Below are 22,310 nucleotides of genomic sequence, written 5' to 3' on the forward strand. Positions count from 1 at the left end.
CTCTTTGGCAAGCAAGGCCTGAAGCTCCTCCACTGTGGTGGGAATATTCTCTTTCTTCATCAGCTCCTGTATTGAGGACAAGTCGGGATTGCCATACTCCCGACAAAAATTGAGGAATGTGGTATAGGGCACACCGCAACTTAACGCAAAGCTGCGGGCATCCATACCGCTCGTGATGTACTTACTTAATAACAGAATTTTCTCCGTTTCATTGTACTTTACCATGTTTTTTTACTTTTTTTTGTTTGAGGTAAAGTGTCAACTTATTTAGTACACTACATTGTACTGATAAGTTGCTTGGCAAACTGTTGGCAAATTCATTCATAAAACCATTTTCGCTTTACGACAATGGCTAGCCAACTAGCCAGCACATCCCCAATCAACCCACAAAACCCAGAAACTCAAACATGCGAACGTTTATCACATCATTAGTTCTAAGTGTTGCAATTACCACTCAGGCACAAACATTTAGGCAGATAGAGCCTGGCGTATACTTGCTTACTGCTGGGCAAGAAGACGCCCACACGCCCCTGCGTTATAAAGAACCTGAGGCGAAAGAGCTGAAAGACATGCCCTCAACGGGTAATCCCTTCTCCAAAGAAGGGATACATATCGAGGTGAATGCACGAGGGTGCGTGGTAGAAATTCCGCTTTCGGCCGACGAAAACATCTATGGCTTTGGCCTGCAAATGGGGTCGTTTGTGCAGAACAACAAGAAAAAACGTCCTTTGGTAAACGACCATCCCTTGAAAGACCTAGGCTATACGCATGCGCCGCAACCATTTTATATTTCGAACAAGGGATATGCCGTGCTTATAAACACGGCAAGATATACCACGTTTTACATCGGAACGAACCGAAAGAACACCGACTATACGCCAACAGAAGAAAACCAAAAGGCAAAACTATCTACCGACGAGCTGTACCGTTCGTCAACACAAAGTAGTTCAAAGCCACGCGTACAGGTTGACATTCCAGGCGCAAAGGGGATTAGCGTGCTAGTGTTTGCTGGGCCCGACATGAACTTGGCACTTCGCCGATACAACCTTTTTGCCGGCGGGGGAAGTATGCCTGCGCTATGGGGGCTTGGCATGAAGTTTCGTTTGAAAACGGATTCAAAACAAGAAGATGCCTACCGCATAGCACATTATTTAAGAGACAAGCACATACCCTGCGACGTAATTGGATTAGAACCCAAGTGGCAAACGCGAGCCTACTCGTGTTCGTATGTGTGGAACAAAGATAATTTTCCCAATCCCAACGAACTAATAAGCCGCACACGCGCGATGGGTTACAAGCTTAACTTATGGGAACACGCCTTTGTTCACCCGTCCTCGCCACTGCATCCGCTGCTTAAACCCAAATCGGGTAGCCATTTGGTGTGGAACGGATTGGTGCCCGACTTCGCCGACTCTGCCACACAGCATATCTTCGCCACATACCACGACACCTGCTTTGTGCAAAAGGGCATCGCGGCCTTTAAGATGGATGAGTGCGACAATTCTAACATTACACGAGGTGACCTAAATTGGAGTTTCCCCGAATTGTCCGCTTTCCCTTCGGGCATCGATGGCGAACAGATGCACCAACTTTTTGGACTGCTGTATCAGAAAACCCTTTATGGCGTTTTTCGCAAACACGGCATGCGCACCTATTTAGACGTTCGTGCATCGGGAGCGTTGGCCTCTCCCTATCCCGTTTCTATTTATAGCGACACCTACGACTTGGAAGACTATGTGCGAATGGTATGCAACGCAGGGCTGACAGGCCTGCTGTGGTCGCCCGAGGTACGGGAGTCGGCCGATGAAGAAGACTTCTTCCGCCGCGTGCAAGTGGCCGTACTATCGGCCCAAACCCTCTTTAATGGTTGGTATCTGCGCAACCCTGCATGGCTGCAATTTGATAAACAGCTTAACAACGAAGACAAATTCTTGCCTACGGCCACAAAAAACGAAGACGTGGTGCGCCAATTACTCAACTTCCGCATGTCGCTTGTGCCATACCTTTACGCGCAATTCGCACGCTATCGTACAGATGGCACGCCGCCTTTCAAGCCCTTGGTGCTGAACTATCCAAAAGACAAGGCCGCAGCGGCGATAGATAGCCAATTTCTTATTGGCGACGACTTGCTTGCCTGCCCCATTGTGGGTAAAGGCAACGAGCGAATGGTGTACCTACCCGAGGGCAACTGGTATAACTTCAACACCAGCGAAAGGCTGGAAGGCGGCCGAAGTCACAACGTACATTTCGCATTCAACGAGGTGCCGCTCTTTGTTCGCGAGGGCACCATCTTACCCTTGGCCGAACCCACAGACTGCATTACACCCCAAACAACGTTCGTACTGAACTGCCGCGTTTATGGCAAGCAACCCCGCAATACATCGCTTTTCGAAGACGACGGCATTAGCTATGGCTTTGAAAGCGGTATATATAATAAGGTGTCGCTTAGCTGGAACGGGCGCGGAAGCCTTAAACGCACAGGCAAATTTAAGGGTGTAAGATATAAGGTGAAGAGCTGGACGTTAATAGGATAAGCATATCATTGCACCCTTTCTACCATTCGCCACACTCGTAGCAACTGCACACATGTCTCATTTGTCAATTAACTCCCACTCAAAAATGAAACGACCAAATAGCTACCTCTTAGCTTACCTCCTTGCATTTGCAGGCACAATGCTCTGCAAAGCAGAGGGACTAACCCGCTATGTGAACCCTCTGATGGGTACACATTCGAGCATGGAACTATCCAACGGCAACACCTACCCAACCGTTTGCCTGCCCTTCGGCATGAACAACTGGGCACCACACACGGGAAAACTAGGCAATGGCTTTCTGTATACCTATCAAGAGAACTTTCTCTACGGCTTTAAGCAGACCCACCAAGCCAGTCTTTGGATTAACGATTACGGCCAACTCTCGGTAATGCCCATTACGCGTCGCAACGACTTTACCGAAGAACGCCGCCGCAGTTGGTTCTCGCACAAAACAGAAATCGCGCTACCTCATTATTACCACGCCTACCTAGGTGATGCCCAAACTAACGTGGAGCTTACGCCCACCGAAAGGGCAGCGGCATTTAGAATGCGGTTTAACGGCGGCGACAGTTCGTATGTGGTGATAGATGCCTGCAATGGCGGTTCGTATGTTAAGCTTATACCCCAGCAAAGGCGTATCGTGGGCTATTCTACGAAAAACAACGGCGGTGTTGGGCCTGCCTTTAAAAACTTCTTTGTGATAACCTTTAACCGCCCTTTCCTCAACGCTGCCGCATGGAAAGACAAGCAATTGCTTGACGGGCAATACGAACAGCAGGGACAACACGTGGGAGCCGTGGTGGGATTCGACCTTAAACGGGGCGAAACCGTTGAGATGCACATCGCCACTTCGTATATTAGCGAAGAACAAGCTGAGCTTAACTTACGCGAAATTGGCAGCCAAAGTTTCGACGAAGTGAAAGCAAAGGCCGAACAAACTTGGGATGCGGAATTGGCCAAAGTGAGCGTTGCGGGCAGCACCCACGATGAGCTGCGCACCTTCTACACCTGCCTTTACCGCATGTTGATATTCCCGCGCAAGTTCTACGAGGTAGATGCCAAGGGCGACACCCTGCATTACAGCCCCTATAATGGGCGCATCATGCCTGGCATCCTCTATGCCGACAACGGATTTTGGGACACGTTCAGGGCGCAATTTCCTTTCCTCAACCTGATGTATCCAAACATCGTGGCCGAAATTTTACGTGGGTTGGAAAACGTATATAAGGAAAGCGGATGGCTGCCCGAATGGTTCAGTCCCGGACATCGAGATTGCATGATTGGCCAACATTCGGCATCGGTCATCGCCGACGCTTACCTCAAAGGCGTTCGCGGGTACGACATAGGCTTGCTTTACGAGGCTATCCGCAAGAGCACAGAAAGCGTTGGCCCCGTTGGTTCGGTTGGCAGGAAGGGCTTTGCCCAATATAACACGCTGGGGTATGTGCCTTGCGATGTAGACATTAACCAAAACGTGTCGCGCACTTTGGAATACGCTTACGACGATTATTGCATCTATCGCCTGGCCCAAGCATTGAACCGCCCCAAGAAGGAACAAGAAACTTTCCGCCAAAGAAGTCTTAACTATCGCCACTTATTCGACAAGCACACGGGGTTGATGCGCCCCAAAGACAGCAAAGGACGTTTCTTGACACCCTTCGACCCATACCGCTGGGGCGACCACTTTACCGAAGGCAACAGCTGGCAATATACTTGGTTTGTTCCGCATGATGTTGTAGGACTTCAAAAGCTGATGGGTGGACAAACCAAGTTTGTGGAGAAACTCGACTCGGTGTTCTCGCAAACCCAGCGTTACGACATTTCTTATTATAAGCGCGGCATCATCCACCTCATCAGAGAGATGCAGAATGCCGACATGGGACAATACGCCCACTTGAACGAGCCTATGCACCACGTGCCATACCTCTACGCTTTCTGCCAGCCGTGGAAGACACAACGCCTGGTGCGAACCATCATGTCGCGGCTTTATGCGCCACGTCCCGACGGCTATTGTGGTGACGAAGACAACGGACAGATGTCTGCTTGGTACGTATTCTCAGCCTTGGGCTTTTACCCTTTGTCGCCCATTAGCGGCGAATATGCTGTGGGCAGTCCGCTGTTTAGGCAAGCCACCTTGCACCTTCCCAATGGAAAAGCCATCCACATTGCCGCTCCGCAAAACAGCCCCACAAGTGTATATGTATCGCAACTATTGCTAAATGGGCAACCACATAGCTCTCAATTCGTGAAGCATAGCGAACTGATAAAGGGTGCAAGACTGGAATTTAAAATGCGTGCAGAAGAAAATGTACCACCAATTTCCCACAGTTTAAACCAAACCTTTATCCACAAAATAAACAAACCATAAGCTCATGACATTCAAAAAATCCCTCCTTCTCGCAGCCTTTGGGCTGCTGTCCATCACTACCCACTCGGCAACAGCCGATTACAATGTAGTGCCTTTGCCGCAATCCATCACTATGGCAAAAGGCAAACCCTTCGTGTTAAACGAAAGTACAACAATTATTTGCACCACTTCCAACGAACTGATGCAACACAATGCCCGCTTTCTTGCAGAATACATAGCAGATGCCACAGGCATAAAGCTAGCCCATACAACGACGGCCCCCAAAGGTTCAGGCCATATATTGCTAACGATAGACAATAAGATTGCCGGCAAAGAGGCCTATCGCATAACTGTGACGCAAAAGCAAGTGACTATTGCCGGCAGCACTGCGGCTGGTGTTTTCTATGGCATTCAAACACTACGCAAGGCCTTACCCGTAGTAACGAACAACAAGGCTAATGCCCCAGTGGAACTACCTGCTGTGCAAATTACCGATGCTCCTTTGCTGCCTTATCGAGGCATGATGCTCGACTGTGGCCGACATTTCTTCCCCGTAAGCTTTGTTAAACGCTTTATCGACATGATGGCCCTACACAACATGAACGCCTTTCACTGGCATCTAAGTGAGGACCAAGGCTGGCGCATTGAGATAAAGAAGTATCCTAAGCTGATGGAAATTGGCGCTTGGCGAAGTGGAACGGTTGTGGGTCATAACTCGGATGTAGACGATCATCAACCGCATGGCGGCTTTTATACGCAAGAAGAGATAAAGCAGATTGTGGAATATGCCCGACAACGACACATCGAAGTAATACCCGAGATAGACATTCCGGGACATACCAAAGCCTTATTGGCCGCTTATCCCGAACTGGGATGCACCGGCGGCCCCTACACCGTGGCCCACAACTGGGGCGTACACCACGATGTTCTCTGCGTGGGCAACGAGCGTGTCTATGCCGTTTTGCAAGACATCATCGACGAATTAAACCAAGTTTTCCCCTCTGCCTACTTTAACATCGGTGGCGACGAGGCTCCTTCCACACGGTGGCAACAGTGCAAACGCTGCCAAGACAAGGCCAAAGAGCAAGGTATCGACACGAAACACCTACAACAATATTTCACCAACCGCATGGAACAATACATCAACGGAAAAGGCAAAACGATGATTGGCTGGGACGAAATACTGGAAGGCGAGCTGGCTAAGTCTACCATCGTGCTCAGTCGACGTTACCTATCAACGTGGACCAAGGCTGCAAAAGCAGGGCACAACGTTATCACTTGCCCTGGTAAATATGCCTATTTCGACTATTATCAGACGAAAAACACGCTACACGAGCCGCAAGCAATCGGCGGTTATCTACCCGTGGAGCAAGTGTATAGCTTCAATCCACGCCCTGATACGGTGTCGGCCGACATCACAAGCCGCATCATCGGCGTGCAAGGAAACCTTTGGACCGAGTATGTTCCCACCACTGCGCAAGCCGAATACATGGTATTGCCACGCATGGCGGCTCTTGCCGAGGTGCAATGGATGCCTGCTTCGCGCAAGAATTACACCGAATTTGTGGAGCGCACCACACGTCTGGCTCGCCTTTACGACCATTACGGCTACACCTACGCCTTACACATCTGGCCCGAAAAGTACAACCACAACAGGGCCGACTGGTAATCTGGCACGCATTTCGGTTTGCCCCGAACAATTAAACCCCAATCGGTTTGACGACCGATTGGGGTTTAAGAGATAGAAGATAAACCCATGAAACACTGTAGAGTATGCCTCTATTTTTGTTGTCTTTCCATAATGGCAGAGGTTTCTTTTGCGTTATCTCTTATTGCACAATCTCGCCCAAAGCAATAGCCTAGATAGCAACACATCAGGATGATAGCACAAGCTAAGACAATGGAGTACATCAGCTTACGCTGCTCGGCATATTGTTTCAACACCGATTTAGTTCTTTTCTCTTGTCTCATAATCTTTCTTCCTTTTAATGTAACATGGTCCACCGCATGCCTTACGATTAACTATTCTTTTGCGCAAAATTAAAGAAAAGCCAACAAATTTGCAAACGTACGACACTAGAAAGCTTGCGAAAGAGAAAAAGCGAACAAACATCATGTATTATTTAAGATGTTTTTCACAAACGTTCCGTACTATAAAGAAGGTTGTTAAGACATGGCTCGCGCTCCATTCCACCACGAACTAACCGTTATAGCAGTGCTGCCAACAAACACAAAGAAAACGTAAAACCATGTTATGTACATACAACATACGCAAATAAATCCGACTCCACCTTTCGTTTTTGTAAAAAATCTGTGGTATCTTTGCATTTCAATGCTATGGATAAAGTCCAAAAAGGGCTAATATTCCATACGTTTTGGTTAAGCCAATAGTTAACCTGTAGATGTGTATGGCAACTTGTAAACCGCCATTTCGTAAACTTGTTAACTAAGAAAAGAACAATTATCGACTATGGACAAAATACTTGTTACCGGTGCAAGCGGATTTATAGGGAGCTTCATTGTTGAAGAAGCGCTTAACAGAGGCATGGAAGTATGGGCCGCCGTAAGGAAAAGCAGCTCTAAAGAATACCTCCAAGACAAGCGCATTCGCTTTGTGGAGCTTGACCTGAACAATGCCGAACGACTGAAAAGTCAGCTTAGCGGACACCATTTCGACTATGTGGTGCATGCCGCAGGAGCAACCAAATGCTTGCATCGCGACGACTTTTATCGCGTGAACACTGAAGGAACGAAAAACTTGGCCAATGCCGTGATAGAACTGAAGATGCCGCTTAAGCGCTTCGTTTTTATCTCTTCGCTCAGCGTTTTCGGCCCGGTGCGCGAGCAACAGCCCTACGAAGAAATACAAGAAACCGACGAGCCCATGCCCAACACGGCCTACGGACACAGCAAGTTGTTGGCCGAGCAATACCTTGATTCGCTAAATCCCAAGAACGAAGACGGCGAAATAACCGATGTGGTGCTGCCTTTCATCGTGCTTAGGCCCACTGGCGTGTATGGTCCACGCGAGAAAGACTACTTCCTGATGGCCAAAAGCATCAAGCAGCACATCGACTTTGCCGTGGGCTACAAGCCTCAAGACATCACCTTTGTGTATGTGCAAGATGTGGTGCAGGCCGTTTTTCTGGCCCTCGATCATGGCATGAGCGGTCGCAAATACTTTCTTAGCGATGGCGGTGTGTATCGCTCATACGACTTCAGCGACCTTATCCACCGCAATCTAGGTAAGCCTTGGATGTTGCGCATCAAAGCTCCCGTGTGGTTCTTGCGTGTGGTTACGTTCTTCGGCGAGTATATCGGCCGAGCCACGGGACGCATTTCGGCCCTCAACAACGACAAATACCACATCCTGAAACAACGCAACTGGCGGTGCAACATCGAACCAACGATGGACGAATTGGGCTATCACGCCCAAGTGAACCTTGAAGAGGGCACCGCACTTACCGTGAAATGGTATAAGGAGAACGGTTGGTTATAAACCTATATACAATACCCCCCGAACACAAAATGAACTTCATTAAAACACTCTTTGCAATAGAGAAATCCCCTAGAAAGGGACTGATGGCACTAGAATGGGTGGTGCTTGCCTACATGACGCTAACTCTTCTTATGGTGTTTTTCACTTATACGAAACTGGCCAACCCCGAAGCCATGATTTGGGGACGCGTTCGCATCGGCGTCATCACTGTGGCCCTGTGGGTTGTCTATCGACTTGTGCCTTGCCGTTTCACCAAGCTAACGCGCGTGGTGGCTCAGCTTTACCTGCTCTCTTGGTGGTATCCAGATACCTACGAGCTAAACCGCATACTGCCCAACCTCGACCATGTGTTTGCCCAAGCCGAACAATCGGTGTTTGGTTTTCAACCCGCACTGGTGTTTTGCGATGCCATGCCGTCCGCTTGGTTTAGCGAACTGATGGACATGGGCTATGCCTCTTACTTCCCCATGATATTGGCCGTAACGCTATTTTACTTCTTTTGCCGTTACACCGAGTTCGAAAGGGCATCGTTCGTGCTTATCGCCGCCTTCTTCATCTATTACGTGGTGTTCGTGGCCTTGCCCGTAACGGGTCCGCAATATTATTATCCTGCTGTGGGTATGGACAAGATAGCGATGGGCATTTTCCCCAACGTAGGCGACTACTTCAACCTGCACAGCGAGCGTCTTACCAGTCCTGGTTACGCCGATGGCATTTTCTATCAAATGGTAGAACATGCCCACGAGGCAGGCGAACGTCCTACGGCTGCCTTTCCCAGCAGTCATGTGGGCATCAGCACCATCATTATGCTCCTTGCTTGGCACACGGGCAACCGCCGTTTGCTGCTTTGTTTGCTGCCATTCTTCGTGCTGATGTGCTTCTCAACGGTGTACATCATGGCTCATTATGCCATCGATGCCTTCGCAGGTCTTGCCTCTGGTGCCCTGCTTTACTTTGTGCTGATGTGGGTTAGTAGGAAGTGGAGTGCGTAAGTTCTCAGTGCATAAACCTATTCGAGACAACAACCAGCACCGATAAAGCCCATTTATATGTAGGGGGCGTTGTGCCAACTGCTAAGCGGTAGTTGGCATAACAGATGTCTGTTGCATCTGGCTTGGTTCTATGTAAATGGTGCTTAATCTCGCATTAGCCGAATGTATGCGCCATTATACCTTAGCTTTCTTCAATACGAAAAACGTCTTATCCATAACAAACGCAATGCATTTGTAATGCGCCTGTTAAGCATAAATAACGTATGAATTTAACATCGGGCGAGTTACATACGTCTTGTACTTGTGTTCCAGCTTATCCGGAACATCGTTCCACATCATCTGGAACACTGTTCCAGATAAGTTGGAACAGGAGTACATATAAGCTGGAACTTAACAGGAGATGTTAAAGCATTGTTCGAAAGCTATTTTCGTGCCTTTCGCTTGATGACCCTTTGAAAGGTGAAAGGGTGGAAAGGTGGAAGGGTGAAAAGGTAAAAGGGTGAAAAGATGCTTCGCCTTGAGAGCTGAAAGGGTGGAAAGAGTGAAAGAGTGAAGAGGTAAAAAGGTGGAAGAGTGAAAAGGTGAAGAGGTAAAAAGGTGAAAAGATGCTTCGCCATCAAGAAGCATCTTTTCACCTTTATCTTATGTTTCTTATGTTCTTCTGTCAAAAAGACATCTCCTTCTGTCAAAAAAAGTTTACGCCCCAAACCATTCTTTATCTGGCGTATATGGTCCGGTAGCTTCCAATTTACGCGTACACATGGCGGCGGAGAACTTCCCTGCCTCGGCATAACCTAAACCTTGGGCACGACAATACAAGTAACCAGCCGAATAAGTGTCGCCACAGCCAGTGGCATCTACCAACTTACGTGGCGGATAGGCAGGGATTTCGTAGAACGTTTTGTCGGCATAGATGAGCGAGCCATGGCTACCTAAGGTGATAACCACCTCTTTAACACCCCACGAAGCAATCTGACGAGCCACCGAACGCGGGTCGGTAAGACCCGTTATCACCTCCATTTCGTGTTCGTTTAGCTTTAAGATGTGGGTGTAGGCCAAAATATCCAGCTTCTCTTTCCAGTCTACGGCCACCACTTCTTGCCCACGCACGTCGCGCAAAAAGCCCTGCACGTCGATAGAAATATGTCCGCGCGTGGCCAGTTGACGTATAAAGTCGGTAGAAAAGTCATCGCTTAGCAGTGAACCTAGATGAAAAACCTTCGCCTCTACACCGTTCATCTCGCTTATCTTAAAGGGTTCGCACTTGGCCAGCACGCGCTGTGTGCGCTTGTTTTGGTCGCCTTCGTAGCGGTTTTCGAAATATACCGAGTTGGCACAGGTAAACGCAACCACGTCGATACCTTCGGCACGCATGCGCTTTACCTCTTCTACTTCGAAGCGTCCAAGCTTTGTTACCAACTGATAAGACACCTTACGAGGCAGGCGCGCAATGGCATACGAAAAATAAAAAGATGTTCCGCCCGAGATAAACGCCTCGTGATGGGGTGTGATAATCTTGTCGCGCGTGATGTGTCCTATACAGCAAATGTCGTTCATTGATAAAGAGTTAAGAATTGTTTTAGAAAATGATATGAAGCGATGAGGCAAGGTTTAGCCCAAAAGCTTACGGCTGAGATAGCGCACGGGATACCATACCGAGAGCCAACCCACGGCTATGACAGTGACGAATATCCACAGCACATCCATATAGTGTACGCTTACGGGATAGGCATTGACGATGAACGAGCCCTCGCTCTTGCCCAAACTCACCAGTCCGTATTGCTGTTGTAACCAGCAAAGCAGCAGTCCGAGACCTACGCCCACTAGCGCGCCGACGGCCGAAATCATACGACCTTCGAACAGGAAGATGCGCACAATCTGCTTATCTGTTGCTCCAAGGTTGCGCAAAGTGGCCACATCGGTCTTCTTGTCGATGATGAGCATCGAGAGCGAACCCACGATATTGAAGCACGCCACCACAAGAATGAAGGTGAGGAAGATGTAGGCGATGGCCTTCTCTACGTTCATAATGCGAAACGTGTCTTCTTGTTGTTCGTATCTGTCGCGCACCTTATACTTGTTTCCCACAAGGGTTTGTATCTTCTTTTTTACCTCGGCGGTGTTGGCATTGGGTTTTAGTTTCAGCTCTAAAGCCGTGAGCATGCCCTGCATACCAAAGAGATTGCGGGCGAAAGATATGGAAGTGAGGATGTAACGTTGGTCGTATTTGGCCTGCCTTACAGAGAACACCACGCCAGGAGATAGCAACGAGTCGACCACGAAGCCCGAAGCAGGATTCGAAATGTCGAACTGTCCCTCGCGATTTGGTGCAAACACGCGCATAAAACCTTTCCAACGCGCGCCCGTTCCTAACTGTTGGGCCAGTCTTATGCCCAACACGCCGTACTGCAAGTTGGCTGCGCGCAAGGCAAACTCACCTTCACCGTATAGCAAATCGTTGATGCGCGTTAGCTGGGTGAAGTTGTCGTCAACACCCTTAATGGTTACCATGGCCTGCTTATCGCCGTAAAACACCAGCGCGTTGTCCTCCACACACTCGGTGGCAACGTCCACTTCGGGCAGCTGCTTTATCTCTGTGAGTAGGGGATCGTCGGTTGGTGCGTCCTTGCCTTTGGCTGGCACCACCTCGATTTGTGGGTCGAAGGCGGTGAAGAGCGAGGCCACGAGGTCGTGAAAGCCGTTGAACACGCTCAGCACGATAACCAACGCCATGGTGGCAACAGCTACGCCCACCACAGAAATGGCACTAATGACGTTGATGGCATTGGTGCTTTTCTTGGAGAAAAGGTAGCGGCGGGCGATGAAAAGAGATACGGCCATGAGTGGTTATTTTTTTAATAGCTCGTCGATGCGTTCGATATAGTCGAGGCTGTCGTCGATAAAGAAGCGCAGTTCGGGTATGATGCGCAACTGATTATGTACGCGCGTGCCCAGTTCGTAGCGTATGGTCTTGATGTTGCTTTCGATATTTTTGAGCAGCTCTTCACCTTTTTCCGAGGGGAAAACGCTGAGGTAGGCGGTGCAGATGCTGAGGTCGGGCGACACGCGTGTACGTGTTACGCTCACCATTACGCCGTGCATCATTCGCGTTTGCGATTGGAAAATAAGGCTCAACTCTTTTTGCAGAAGTCGGGCGATGCGGTTTTGTCTTGTTTCTTGCATAGTAGGTGGGGTGTTTAGGGTGATGTGCGGACTATTCCAAGCTTACGTGTTGGCAGTCGATTTGCTCGTGTAGGAATATCTGCGCATTCTCCTTGAACTTGTCTTTGTTCTCTGTGGTGAGATAACGAACCGTTCCTTGCTTGGTGCAAAGCGCGTCTATCTCGGGGTGACGTTGCAGATATTGCTGCAAGCTGTTGGCCACATATTCGCCTTGTGGCACGATGCGAACGCCTGATGGCACATGTTTCACGATGCTGTTCATCAGCAGGGGATAGTGGGTGCAGCCCAATACGATGGCGTCTATCTGCGGGTCGGTACGCATAAGGGCATCAATTCGCTTCTTGACGAAGTAGTCTGCGCCCGGACTATCTGCTTCGTTGGCCTCGACGATGGCTGCCCATAGGGGGCAAGCCATGCCTTGCACGTGTATGTCGGGGAAGAGTTTCTGTATCTCTAACCGATAGCTGTCGCTCTTGATGGTGCCTTCGGTGGCCAAGACACCCACATGGCGCGTGGCGGTAAGGCTGCCGATGGTTTCGGCTGTTGGTCGAATGATACCCAACACACGACGTTTGGCATCTAGCGAGGGTAGGTCGCGCTGCTGAATGGAGCGCAGCGCCTTGGCAGAAGCTGTGTTGCAGCCTATTATAATAAGGTGACAGCCCTGCTCGAAAAGCTTAATGACGGCCTGGCGAGTGAACTGATATACCACGTCGAACGACCGCGGACCGTATGGCGCACGGGCGTTGTCGCCCAAGTAGAGATAATCGTACTGGGGCAACAGCTGCCTAATGCCGTGCAAGATGGTTAGTCCGCCGTAGCCAGAATCGAACACGCCGATGGGGCCTGCTTGCTGTGGAAATTTGTTCATACGCTATTCGGGGCGAGCATTGCCCGTTGTGAAGGGATGCTCTGGGCCCATAATGAGTGGCCGTAGCTAGGTGAATGTTACTTCAACTCGGCACTGATGGCGGCCGAAACGTTCTCGCCCAATGCGGGGTTGAGGTAGGGCGCAGCGTTGTTGTCGGTGTTAAGGATGAAGGCCAGACCCCTTTGTTCGCCCACTTTGGCAATGGCTTGGTTCAGTCTAGCCTTTAATGGTGCCAGCGCTTCGGCTTCGGCTTTCTGCAATAGGCGTGCAGCCTCTTGCTTGAAGGCCATGTTCTTCTCCATCAGTTCTTGCAATTCGGCCTGACGCTTCATGCGAATGGCGGGTGCGAAGTCTTTCAAACCGTCGAGGAAAGCCTCGTATTTGAGGTTGAATTCATCGGTGGCACGCTTCATTTCGGCCTGAAAATTATTGCGAAGGCTTTCGATGTTGCGCTGAATTCCAGCGTAATCGGGAGCCGACTGCAATACGTCTTGGTAGCTAAAATAGCCAAATCGCAAGGCGGCAGACCGCTGTGCGGGTGCGTTTTGTATTTGTGCGGCCACGTCTTGTGCTCCAGCCGTGAGGGCTGTGAAGAGTAAGAGGGCTGCTAAAATCGTTTTCTTCATATTGTTTGGTTGGTATTTTCGCGACCATTTAAGGGCGCTTGTTCTTATTGCGGCGTAAATTATCAGTGCCACATTACGGCACGGATACACCTTATATATATAAGGGTGGATTTGCGAAAAGGCTGAAACCCGCGTTTGGCCACGGCAAGAAGCTGGGTCAAACACGGGCATCAGTTCTTTCGGCGGTTGTGAAGGCATGGCCGTTTGCAGCGTTCGCTATAAGCGAGAAGCAAAAGGATTGCGTTGCGTTGGCCTGCCCGAAACCTTACTCAGCAGCTAAAAGGCGTGATACCAAGCCGAAGAGCGGTTCCTAGAAGCTGTCTTACTTCATCTTGTTGAGCTGTGCTTTCACGTCGGCCGTAACGTCTTTGCTGAGCGTTTCGCTGATGTAGGGAATGCCAGCCGATACGTCCATGATGTAGACATAACCGCCTGTCTTACCCACAGCCTTAATGGCATCTACCAGTTTACCGGTGATGGGGCCCATCTTTTCTTGTTGTGCCTTCTGCAAAGCCTGTTGGTTGTCTTGATAGGTTTGCTGAATTTTCTGGTACATCTGCTGCAAGCTGGCCTCCGTTTCCTGTTGTTTGGTGGCGTTCATCGTGTTCTTGCTCTTCTCGTACTCATCGCTTTTGCGTTTCAATTCACTTTGCATAGCGGTGAGTTCGTTTTCGAACTTCTTGGCCGAAGCCTCGATTTCACCCTTTGCTTTTAGGAATTCGGGCATTGAAGCCATCACCTCTTGAGCGTTAACATGTCCGAATTTCTGTGCAAACATTGCCATTGGGGCGAAGAGCATCAGCATTAAAAATAGTTTCTTCATTGTTGTTATTGGTTTTATTTGTTAGTATTTACATTGTTGTGGCAACGCGTATGGTTAGTTGGAATAGCCCAAACGTCCCAGTACCTCGTTGCTAATGTCTATCTTGGGCGACCCAAATATGATGCCCGTATCGCTTGCCCTGTCGAGCACCAGCGAGTAGCCGCGTTGTTCCGACAGTTCTTTTACGGCGTTATACACGGCCTCTTGTATGGGCGCGATTAAGCTTTCGCGCTTCTTGTAGAGTTCGCCTTCGGGTCCGAAGTATTTCTTTTTCAGTTCGCCAGCGGCCTTTTCTTTCTTCATAATGGCCTCTTGTTTGGCCTTGCGTTGGTCTTGCGAGAGGAAAACCACCTCGTTTTGGTAGTTTTTATACATCGTTGCGGCCTCGTTCGATAGTGCCTCAACCTCTGCTTGCCACTTTTTCGACACCTGATTGAGCTGCTCGTTGGCACGCTCGTAGGCAGGAATGTTCTTCATAATGTATTCCATGTCGATGAGCGCGAACTTCTGCGCGTTAGCTGCTAGCGACACCAAGGTCACCATGCAGGTGATGATCAGTTTCTTCATAAGCTCTCCTCTTTTATTTGTTATTGTCAGCAAAAAGGGTGAAGGCTGGCCAATTGGTGTAGGCCGAGCCATGTTCCCCATTATGATTTAGACGCTTTCGGATGCGAAAGGTTTAGAACTCTTGTCCCAAAATGAAGTGGAATTGACTGCCACCCTTGGTACCATACACCTTGTCGAAACCGTAAGCCCAGTCGATACCCATAAGTCCCACCATGGGGAGGAAGATACGTACACCCAAGCCAGCACTGCGTTTGATTTGCAGGGGATTGAACTTGCGGGTGTCGGTCCATGCATTACCGCCTTCAACGAAGCCCAAACCATAGATGGTGGTGTTACCCAGCATGAAGGGATAACGCAATTCGAGTGCCATACGTGTGTAGGCATAACCCTCGGCGCCGTATGGAGTGAGCGAACCGTTCTCGTATCCGCGCAAGCCGATAGTTTCTTCGGCATAGCCCGTTGAGTAGCCGCTCATACCGTCTCCACCCATATAGTAGGTTTCGAAAGGCGACTTCTTATAGCTGTTGTACGAACCCAGCAGACCGAATTCGATACGCGACATCAGCACGAAACACTTTTGTCCGCCTGAAAGAGCTGTGTAAGTTTTCGACTTGAACTTCCATTTGTGGTACTCAACCCAACGATATTTCTCCTGCTGTTCTTGTGAGAAGGTGGGCGATTTTGGGTCGTTGGCCAAGTTGCGATAGTCTTTACCGTCCCATTTAGACCAAGGTGGCGTAACGCTAACTGATGCCATGAACTCCGAACCTCTGCGGGGGAACATCGGATTGTCAGTAGAACTGCGGCTAAGGGTAAGCCCAAGGTTGATGTTATTGGCGTTACCGTTGCTCATAATGAAGTAGCGCCAGTTCTTCAACATATATCGCGTGTACGAGAGGTCCATCGATAGTAGGAAGTAATCATCGGGCCAGCGAAGCCTTTTACCCCATCCTACAGTCGCTCCAAGCATCTGTATGTACTGCTTGGGGTCGTAATAGTTCTCGTAACTGTTGTAGTAGCTACTTCCGTAGCCATACCTATAGTTGTTATAAGCGTTGTAATAGTTGTTGTTATAATAGTTGCTGTTCACGCCTGTTTGCTTCGAGTAGAACACACTAACGTTGAATTGTAGCGGGCGTTTACCTCCAAACCAAGCTGTGGAGTAGCTGGCATTGTACGATTGATAGTACTTACCGTTGGTTTGTGCACCTATAGCCAGGGTCTCACCATCGCCAATGGGCAAAATTCCACGGCGTTCCTTGTTCTTGCCGAAGAGGTTGCGCATGGAGAAGTTGTTGAGCTTAAGGCCGATTTTACCGATAACACCCGTCTGTCCCCAACCTAATGAGAACTCAATTTGGTCATTGCTCTTCTGCTCAAGGTTCCAGTTGATGTCCACGGTACCATCTTCGTAGTTGGGGCGAACGTCTGGATTAACCTTCTCGGGGTCGAAATGACCCATCGAAGCCAATTCGCGTGCCGAGCGTTGTAATGCCTCTTTCGAGAAGAGATCACCTGGTTTGGTACGCAATTCACGGCGCACCACGTTCTCGTAAAGGCGGTCGTTACCGTTGATACGCACCTTGCTGAGGTGTGCCTGCTGACCTTCCACGATGCGCATTTCGAGGTCGATGGAGTCGCCCACGATGTTCATCTCAGTTGGTTGCAGGTTATAGAAGAGGTAACCATGGTTCCAATATTGGTTGCCCACTGCGTCTTCGTCTTCCGTTAGACGCTTGCTCATCAGCTTCTGGTCGTACACATCGCCCTTCTTCATGCCAAGAAGTGCGTTAAGATAGTCGGTAGAATAGACGGTGTTTCCTACCCAAGTGACGTTACGCAGGTAGTATTTCTTACCCTCATCCACCTTTACAAGGATGTTCACGTGCTTGTCGTCGGCGTTCCATACGCTGTCCTCCACGATGGTTGCATCGCGAAAACCAAGCTCGTTATATTTCTCGATAAGCTTTTTCTTATCGGCAGCCCAGCGTTCGTTGGTAAACTTCTTGGCCTTGAACAGCGATGAAAGCTTACCCGCTTCGTGGGTTTTGGCGAATGCGCCCTTACGCAAAAGTCCGCCCTTAATCTTGTTGCTAGGCAGCTGTGCGTTACCCTCGATGAAGATGTTTCGCACCTTCATCTTCTCTTTCTTGTCGATGATAATATCGAGTATAACCTGATTTTTGTTGCTCACATCGTCGCGTTGGCGCACCTCGATGTCGGCATTCTTAAAGCCCTTGTCATCGAAATATCGCTTAGCCAAGATTTTAGCGCGGTCTATCATGTTGGGGGTAATCTGTGCCCCTTTAAGCAGACCCAGCTTGTTTTCCATGTCTTCGCGCTCCGACTTTTTCAGTCCTACGTAGTTGATAACCGATACGCGTGGGCGCATGGCCAAGCTTACGTGCAGGTAAATCTTGTCGCCAACGATCGAGTCGGCAGAAATCATAACGTTAGAGAATAGTCCGTGTCGCCAATAACGTTTCACGGCGTCGGTAATGTCGTTGCCCGGAACGGTTATTTCCTGCCCCACACTCAATCCGGAGATGCCAGCCAGCATATAGTCTTCATAGCCTTCGATACCCGAAACGTTGATGCCACCCAGCACCAATGTCTTGGGTGTACCGGCGTATGATATGTCGGGGTACACGATTTTGCCCTGTGCAGCGGCGTTAAGCGTGCACAAGCAGAGGGCGATAACAGGAAAAACCTTGTGTAATATCTTCATCTTTGGGTTGTTTTCTATCGTTATGAGTCAATAATCTTCAGCCTGCGGGTTCAGGCTTCGCTTTCCACTTGCACGCCCGTTTTGCCAAATCGTCTTTGCCGAGCTTGATAGCTGGCGATGGCTTGATGCAAGTCGACCTCGTTGAAGTCGGGCCAATAGGTGTCGCAGAAGTACAGTTCCGAGTAAGCTATCTGCCAAAGCATGTAGTTAGAGATGCGCAGTTCGCCGCCCGTGCGTATCAGTAGCTCGGGGTCGGGCATGAAAGCGGTCTCCAACCGTTGGTTCATCAGCTCCTCGGTGATGTCTTCGGGCTGCAGTGTTCCTTGTTTCACGTCGCGTGCGATGCTTTGTGCAGCGCGCGTAAGTTCCCATCGCGACGAGTAGCTAAGTGCCACCACCATGGTCATGGCCGTGTTGCGGGCTGTGTGTTCCATGGTTTCGCGCAGTTTGTCTTGCACCGATTGCGGCAGGCGTTCTATGTCGCCCACCACCTGGAATCGTACATTGTTCTTCATGAAGATCTCGTCTTCGAGTGAAGAAAGCACCAAACCCATCAGCGCGGCAATCTCCGTTTCGGGCCTACTCCAGTTTTCTGTGGAGAAAGTATATAGCGTTAGGAATTTTACTCCTAGTCGCACGCACTCCGAAGTGATGCGTCTCACGGTGTCCACACCGGCTTGATGGCCGAAGCTTCTTTCCTTTCCGCGTTCCTTTGCCCATCTTCCGTTGCCGTCCATAATGATGGCAATGTGTCTGGGTATGCGTTTGATGTCGAGTTCTTGTTCCATTAATCGTCTTTGTTACAGGTTCTGCATTTGGGCATGAAGCTATATGTGAGCGACAACGAGATGGCCGAATAGCCGTCTTTGTTTTTGAACATGCCCACGCTACCCACTGTGTAGGGGTCGGCCACGCCGTCCAACTTGTCGCTCATGGTAAAGTGCATGGCCCACTCCAGCCCAAGGTTCAGCCTGTCGGCCAATTTGTATTTCACGCCCACACCTAAGAAAAGGTTGGCCGTGGCCACGTTTTTTTCGCCACCGCTAACGTGGGTTAGCCCCAGACCGCCCACGATATAGGGCGTAAGGGGTTGTGCACCGCGATAGTCGCGCCCTGTGCCGTATGGCCAGAAGTTGTATTCGTAGGCCACGCTCACGTCCACTAGGCGGCGGTTAAAGTGGTAGGGCGATGCCGCGTATGCGGGGTAATAGGTGCTGTTGTTTTGCGACGAACCTTTTATTTTGCCAGCAAAGCCAGCTAGCCGCAGGTCCATATAGGGGTTTATCACTCGTCGCAGAACCAGTCCGCCCATGGGTTGCGCCCCACGGAAGATACCCCCATTGAAGTCGCCCAAATAGGTAACCAACCCTAGCGTGCCACCCGCCTCCATGCGATAGAGGGGGTCTTCTTGCGCCATCGCTCCGTAGGGGAGCGCGACGAGCAGCAGCGTTGCGAGCCAGTTTCTCTTCACCTTATTATATAGATGTACGCGCGCGAGGCTTTTTCGAATTGCAATCACGCCCGCGTTTGTCGCATTTTTAGTTATTGGTCCAACCTACGCTGTTTTTGCGTACGCGCCAAACCTTACCTGTTCCTGCACAAACCAGCCAAATGTGGTTGTCCTTATCCGCACCCATGGCAAAGTGGGTGGTGCCTGTTGCTATGTCGGTGGGCATTGTATAGATACGGTTGGTATTCCACGACAGTCCGCCATCGGCACTTACATACACGTTTTTCAACGCCTGTTCACTGCTGCTTGCGCCCATTCCTGCACCGCCAACGGCTAAGAGAACAGGACCATGGGCCACCACTTGCAGGTTAGACATGCGCGGAAGTCGGTGTTCAGCCTCCAAGCTATTGTAGTAAACCCACTTTTGGGTAGAGCTTGCTTGGCCGTATTCGTTTACCTTTCCCCACACAACAGGTGCTGCATCAGTGGGATGAGCGGCACTAGTGCGATTGCCTAGAAGCACTACTTGTTCGGTTTTATCGCTTACCGAGTGATTCCAAACGGCCATGTTGAAGTCTTGTTGCGGCATGAATGCAGCGTTCGAACCCAAGTTTTCAAGCACAGGCTCAGATGTTCCAGCCTTAGCCAAGTATAGGCTGCTAGCCCCTTTGAGCAGATGCAGCCCTGCGTTGGATGCTCCAACAAGTTGCGACATGCCTGCGGCATTTACGCCAAAGTCGGTCCAGGTTGTGCCGTTGCTGGACTGCCACACCCTGTTTCCACTCATCACGTATGTCACCCCATTGAAACTAACGGCGTTTTTCCATGCGCTGGCATCGGGCGAGAACGTTGGCGAGAGCTTGGTCCACGACTTCCCGTCTGTGATAGACGAGCCGTAAGCCACCGTTCCACTACCATTAGAACCGAAAACCAGTACCATCGAGCCAGCGTTTACAACGCGCAAGCCCTGCAAAGATGCGAAAGCGGAAACCGTGGTCAATTGATTCCACTTAAAGTCGTTGGGCTTTTGCTTGTGCACACGCACATCTACGGTGTACTTTTGCGAGTACTTTTGCGAGTTGCTGTATACGACGAAAGTGCGCTCAGAGGTAAAGTCCACGGAGTCTTGCCCGTTTTTGTAGTACGTTATCGAATCGCTGGTGAGGCTTTTCAGTGCAACCACGCCCCCGTTTCTTGTTGAGAACGTTCCAACGATTTTCTTCTGGTTCACGCCGTATGGCAGCGAGTCGAGGTTATACACTCGTTTGTTTATCTGGTCGATGTAAAAAACGTAGTTCTTGGCATCGAGTTTTCTATGGTAGACACTGTCTTTCTTGCCGTCTTTAGTGGTTGAATCCACCCTCAGGCTTAGTTTCCCAAGAGTGAAAGCCGTAATTGCCGTATCGTCGTAATAGGTGATGTCCCTGCTATCGTCTTTGAGACAAGATGCAAACACAAAACCCGCCGAGAACAGCAAAGCGAGAGACCATCGCATTTTTTTCATTCCGCTTTTGAATTAATTTTAGCTGCAAATTTAGTGAGAATTCCTCAAATAAACTGCCTTTTGTTCGCTTTATTGTGCAAAATATGATAAACGCGCTGTTTTTTTAAGGTATTTTACGTGGTTGGGTGGATATTGGTTGATAGTCGCCTTGCCACATCTGCCTTTCGGCTTTCCATTTTTCGGCAAGTCAAACGTGTAAGGGCAAACCCGCCCAAAAGTCTTTGTGGCAATATAAAAAACGACGTTAGAGGTTTCCGGTTTTCAGCCCCTTAACCCCGAAAAATCACCTTTCGCAGCGGCATTTTTAAGTGGATATGCCGTACAAGACGTCTTGTACGGCGGCTACAAACGAGTTGTAGTCACGCTACAAGTGCTTTGTAGTGCCGCTACAACTGCTTTGTAGTGACACTACAGACCTTTTGTAGCCACACTACAAGCTAGCTTGTAGCATAGCGGCAATCGTAAAACGCACCGCTGGGGGTTATTCTCCCTTGAACGTTCGTCCCGTCTTTACGGCATCACCCAGCACCTTTCCCGTTGCCAAATACTTGTGGGTAGGCATCTCGAAGAGCACGGGTTTAAGGCGTTCGTAGTTAATTTGGCCCTTCTCGTCAAGCATTTCGTCCTCAACATAGGTGTTGACGATGGTGCAGAAGAAATTTACATAGCCGTCGACCTCGTATACATCAAACACCTCGCACTCCATTGCCAGTGGACTGGCATTGACGATGGGTGTGCCGTTCGCACCCATCTCGTAGTCGAAAACGGCAGACTTGTCGGTCTTATTCGCACTAACGATGCCCGTATAATCGGCTGCGGGAAGCATCGCTTCATCAACGATGTTGACAGAAAGTTTACTTGTCTTGCGTATCAGTGCCGTGCTGTAATGGCTCGCGTGGATGCTAAGCGACAGCTTGTTTTGGCTCAATATGCCCACGTGGGCAATGAGTATCCAGTTTGGTTTGGCGTCTTCTTTGAGTGTTCCCACAACGGTTACCGGTGCGGGATATAAGGCCAGCTTGGGCCCGATATTCTTTTTCATACTTTATTATCCCTATTTTTGCAGGTTATCATCTGCATTGTTTTCTATAAATTGAATTCTACACGCAAAGTTATCATTATTTTTTGATAATCCCGCCATATACAGCGTGGTAAGTTTTTCATACGTTGCGCATTTAGTTGTGGG

General features: G+C 49.6%; 18 protein-coding genes and 1 pseudogene. 5 read left to right on the forward strand and 14 right to left on the reverse strand.

The genetic code is table 11. The features are described 5' to 3' along the window. A pseudogene (locus tag F453_RS0103725) lies at window positions 1–225 on the reverse strand (transposase); the annotation flags it as partial. A 182-nt stretch (window positions 226–407) separates the two neighbouring features. Between F453_RS0103725 and F453_RS0103730 the strand changes: the two are divergent. The 3 genes from F453_RS0103730 (at window position 408) to F453_RS0103740 (ending at window position 6,550) form a co-directional block, all read left to right on the forward strand. Continuing rightward, on the forward strand, window positions 408–2,534 hold the full coding sequence (locus tag F453_RS0103730; protein WP_018966801.1) for a glycoside hydrolase family 31 protein: 2,127 nt from the start codon (window positions 408–410) through the stop codon (window positions 2,532–2,534). Window positions 2,535–2,619: 85 nt separating this feature from the next. Further along, window positions 2,620–4,902, forward strand: coding sequence for a GH92 family glycosyl hydrolase (locus F453_RS0103735; RefSeq protein ID WP_026292437.1), 2,283 nt, complete (start codon window positions 2,620–2,622; stop codon window positions 4,900–4,902). A 4-nt stretch (window positions 4,903–4,906) separates the two neighbouring features. Continuing rightward, the gene (locus F453_RS0103740) at window positions 4,907–6,550 is read left to right on the forward strand and encodes a beta-N-acetylhexosaminidase (protein WP_025790085.1); all 1,644 of its coding nucleotides are present in this window, start codon (window positions 4,907–4,909) and stop codon (window positions 6,548–6,550) included. 110 nt (window positions 6,551–6,660) lie between these two features. Here F453_RS0103740 and F453_RS15620 read toward each other — a convergent pair whose 3' ends face one another. After that, window positions 6,661–6,852: a hypothetical protein gene (locus tag F453_RS15620; protein WP_154650682.1), complete on the reverse strand. Its 192-nt coding sequence runs from the start codon at window positions 6,850–6,852 to the stop codon at window positions 6,661–6,663. A 499-nt stretch (window positions 6,853–7,351) separates the two neighbouring features. Between F453_RS15620 and F453_RS0103745 the strand changes: the two genes are divergently transcribed. Together F453_RS0103745 and F453_RS0103750 are read left to right on the forward strand one after the other, a co-directional pair. Continuing rightward, window positions 7,352–8,380, forward strand: coding sequence for an NAD-dependent epimerase/dehydratase family protein (locus F453_RS0103745; RefSeq protein ID WP_018966804.1), 1,029 nt, complete (start codon window positions 7,352–7,354; stop codon window positions 8,378–8,380). A gap of 29 nt (window positions 8,381–8,409) precedes the next feature. After that, window positions 8,410–9,372, forward strand: a complete 963-nt coding sequence (locus tag F453_RS0103750; RefSeq protein ID WP_025790083.1) for a phosphatase PAP2 family protein — start codon at window positions 8,410–8,412, stop codon at window positions 9,370–9,372. A gap of 696 nt (window positions 9,373–10,068) precedes the next feature. On the opposite strand, the gene F453_RS0103755 is transcribed toward F453_RS0103750, so the two are convergent. From F453_RS0103755 to F453_RS0103810, 12 genes are all read right to left on the reverse strand, one after another. Beyond that, window positions 10,069–10,929 (reverse strand): PfkB family carbohydrate kinase, encoded by an 861-nt coding sequence (locus tag F453_RS0103755; protein WP_018966806.1) that lies wholly within the window; start codon window positions 10,927–10,929, stop codon window positions 10,069–10,071. Window positions 10,930–10,983: 54 nt separating this feature from the next. After that, the gene (locus F453_RS0103760) at window positions 10,984–12,213 is read right to left on the reverse strand and encodes an FtsX-like permease family protein (RefSeq protein WP_018966807.1); all 1,230 of its coding nucleotides are present in this window, start codon (window positions 12,211–12,213) and stop codon (window positions 10,984–10,986) included. Window positions 12,214–12,219: 6 nt separating this feature from the next. Beyond that, window positions 12,220–12,555 (reverse strand): 30S ribosome-binding factor RbfA, encoded by a 336-nt coding sequence (gene rbfA / locus F453_RS0103765; protein ID WP_009236668.1) that lies wholly within the window; start codon window positions 12,553–12,555, stop codon window positions 12,220–12,222. A gap of 31 nt (window positions 12,556–12,586) precedes the next feature. After that, window positions 12,587–13,426 (reverse strand): glutamate racemase, encoded by an 840-nt coding sequence (gene murI / locus F453_RS0103770; protein WP_018966808.1) that lies wholly within the window; start codon window positions 13,424–13,426, stop codon window positions 12,587–12,589. A gap of 77 nt (window positions 13,427–13,503) precedes the next feature. After that, window positions 13,504–14,052: an OmpH family outer membrane protein gene (locus F453_RS0103775; protein ID WP_025790082.1), complete on the reverse strand. Its 549-nt coding sequence runs from the start codon at window positions 14,050–14,052 to the stop codon at window positions 13,504–13,506. Between the two features lie 322 nt (window positions 14,053–14,374). Then, complete coding sequence (locus tag F453_RS0103780; RefSeq protein WP_025790081.1) at window positions 14,375–14,875, reverse strand: OmpH/Skp family outer membrane protein; 501 nt, start codon at window positions 14,873–14,875, stop codon at window positions 14,375–14,377. A gap of 54 nt (window positions 14,876–14,929) precedes the next feature. Beyond that, window positions 14,930–15,442, reverse strand: a complete 513-nt coding sequence (locus tag F453_RS0103785; RefSeq protein WP_018966811.1) for an OmpH/Skp family outer membrane protein — start codon at window positions 15,440–15,442, stop codon at window positions 14,930–14,932. Between the two features lie 112 nt (window positions 15,443–15,554). Further along, window positions 15,555–18,170 carry a BamA/OMP85 family outer membrane protein gene (locus tag F453_RS0103790; RefSeq protein WP_018966812.1) on the reverse strand — a complete coding sequence of 872 codons (2,616 nt, stop codon included), beginning with the start codon at window positions 18,168–18,170 and terminating at the stop codon, window positions 15,555–15,557. Between the two features lie 50 nt (window positions 18,171–18,220). Continuing rightward, on the reverse strand, window positions 18,221–18,958 hold the full coding sequence (locus F453_RS0103795; RefSeq protein WP_009236661.1) for an isoprenyl transferase: 738 nt from the start codon (window positions 18,956–18,958) through the stop codon (window positions 18,221–18,223). Next, a complete protein-coding gene (gene porG, locus F453_RS0103800; protein ID WP_025790080.1) occupies window positions 18,958–19,641 on the reverse strand; it encodes a type IX secretion system protein PorG in 684 nt (227 codons plus the stop codon). Before porG ends, F453_RS0103795 begins: the two co-directional genes overlap by 1 nt. 67 nt (window positions 19,642–19,708) lie before the next feature. Continuing rightward, the gene (locus tag F453_RS0103805; RefSeq protein ID WP_018966814.1) at window positions 19,709–21,124 is read right to left on the reverse strand and encodes a DUF6242 domain-containing protein; all 1,416 of its coding nucleotides are present in this window, start codon (window positions 21,122–21,124) and stop codon (window positions 19,709–19,711) included. Window positions 21,125–21,605: 481 nt separating this feature from the next. Next, complete coding sequence (locus tag F453_RS0103810) at window positions 21,606–22,166, reverse strand: flavin reductase family protein (RefSeq protein ID WP_018966815.1); 561 nt, start codon at window positions 22,164–22,166, stop codon at window positions 21,606–21,608. Window positions 22,167–22,310 lie beyond the last annotated feature (144 nt).

The sequence above is a fragment of the Hoylesella loescheii DSM 19665 = JCM 12249 = ATCC 15930 genome (assembly GCF_000378085.1).
Lineage (GTDB): Bacteria > Bacteroidota > Bacteroidia > Bacteroidales > Bacteroidaceae > Prevotella > Prevotella loescheii.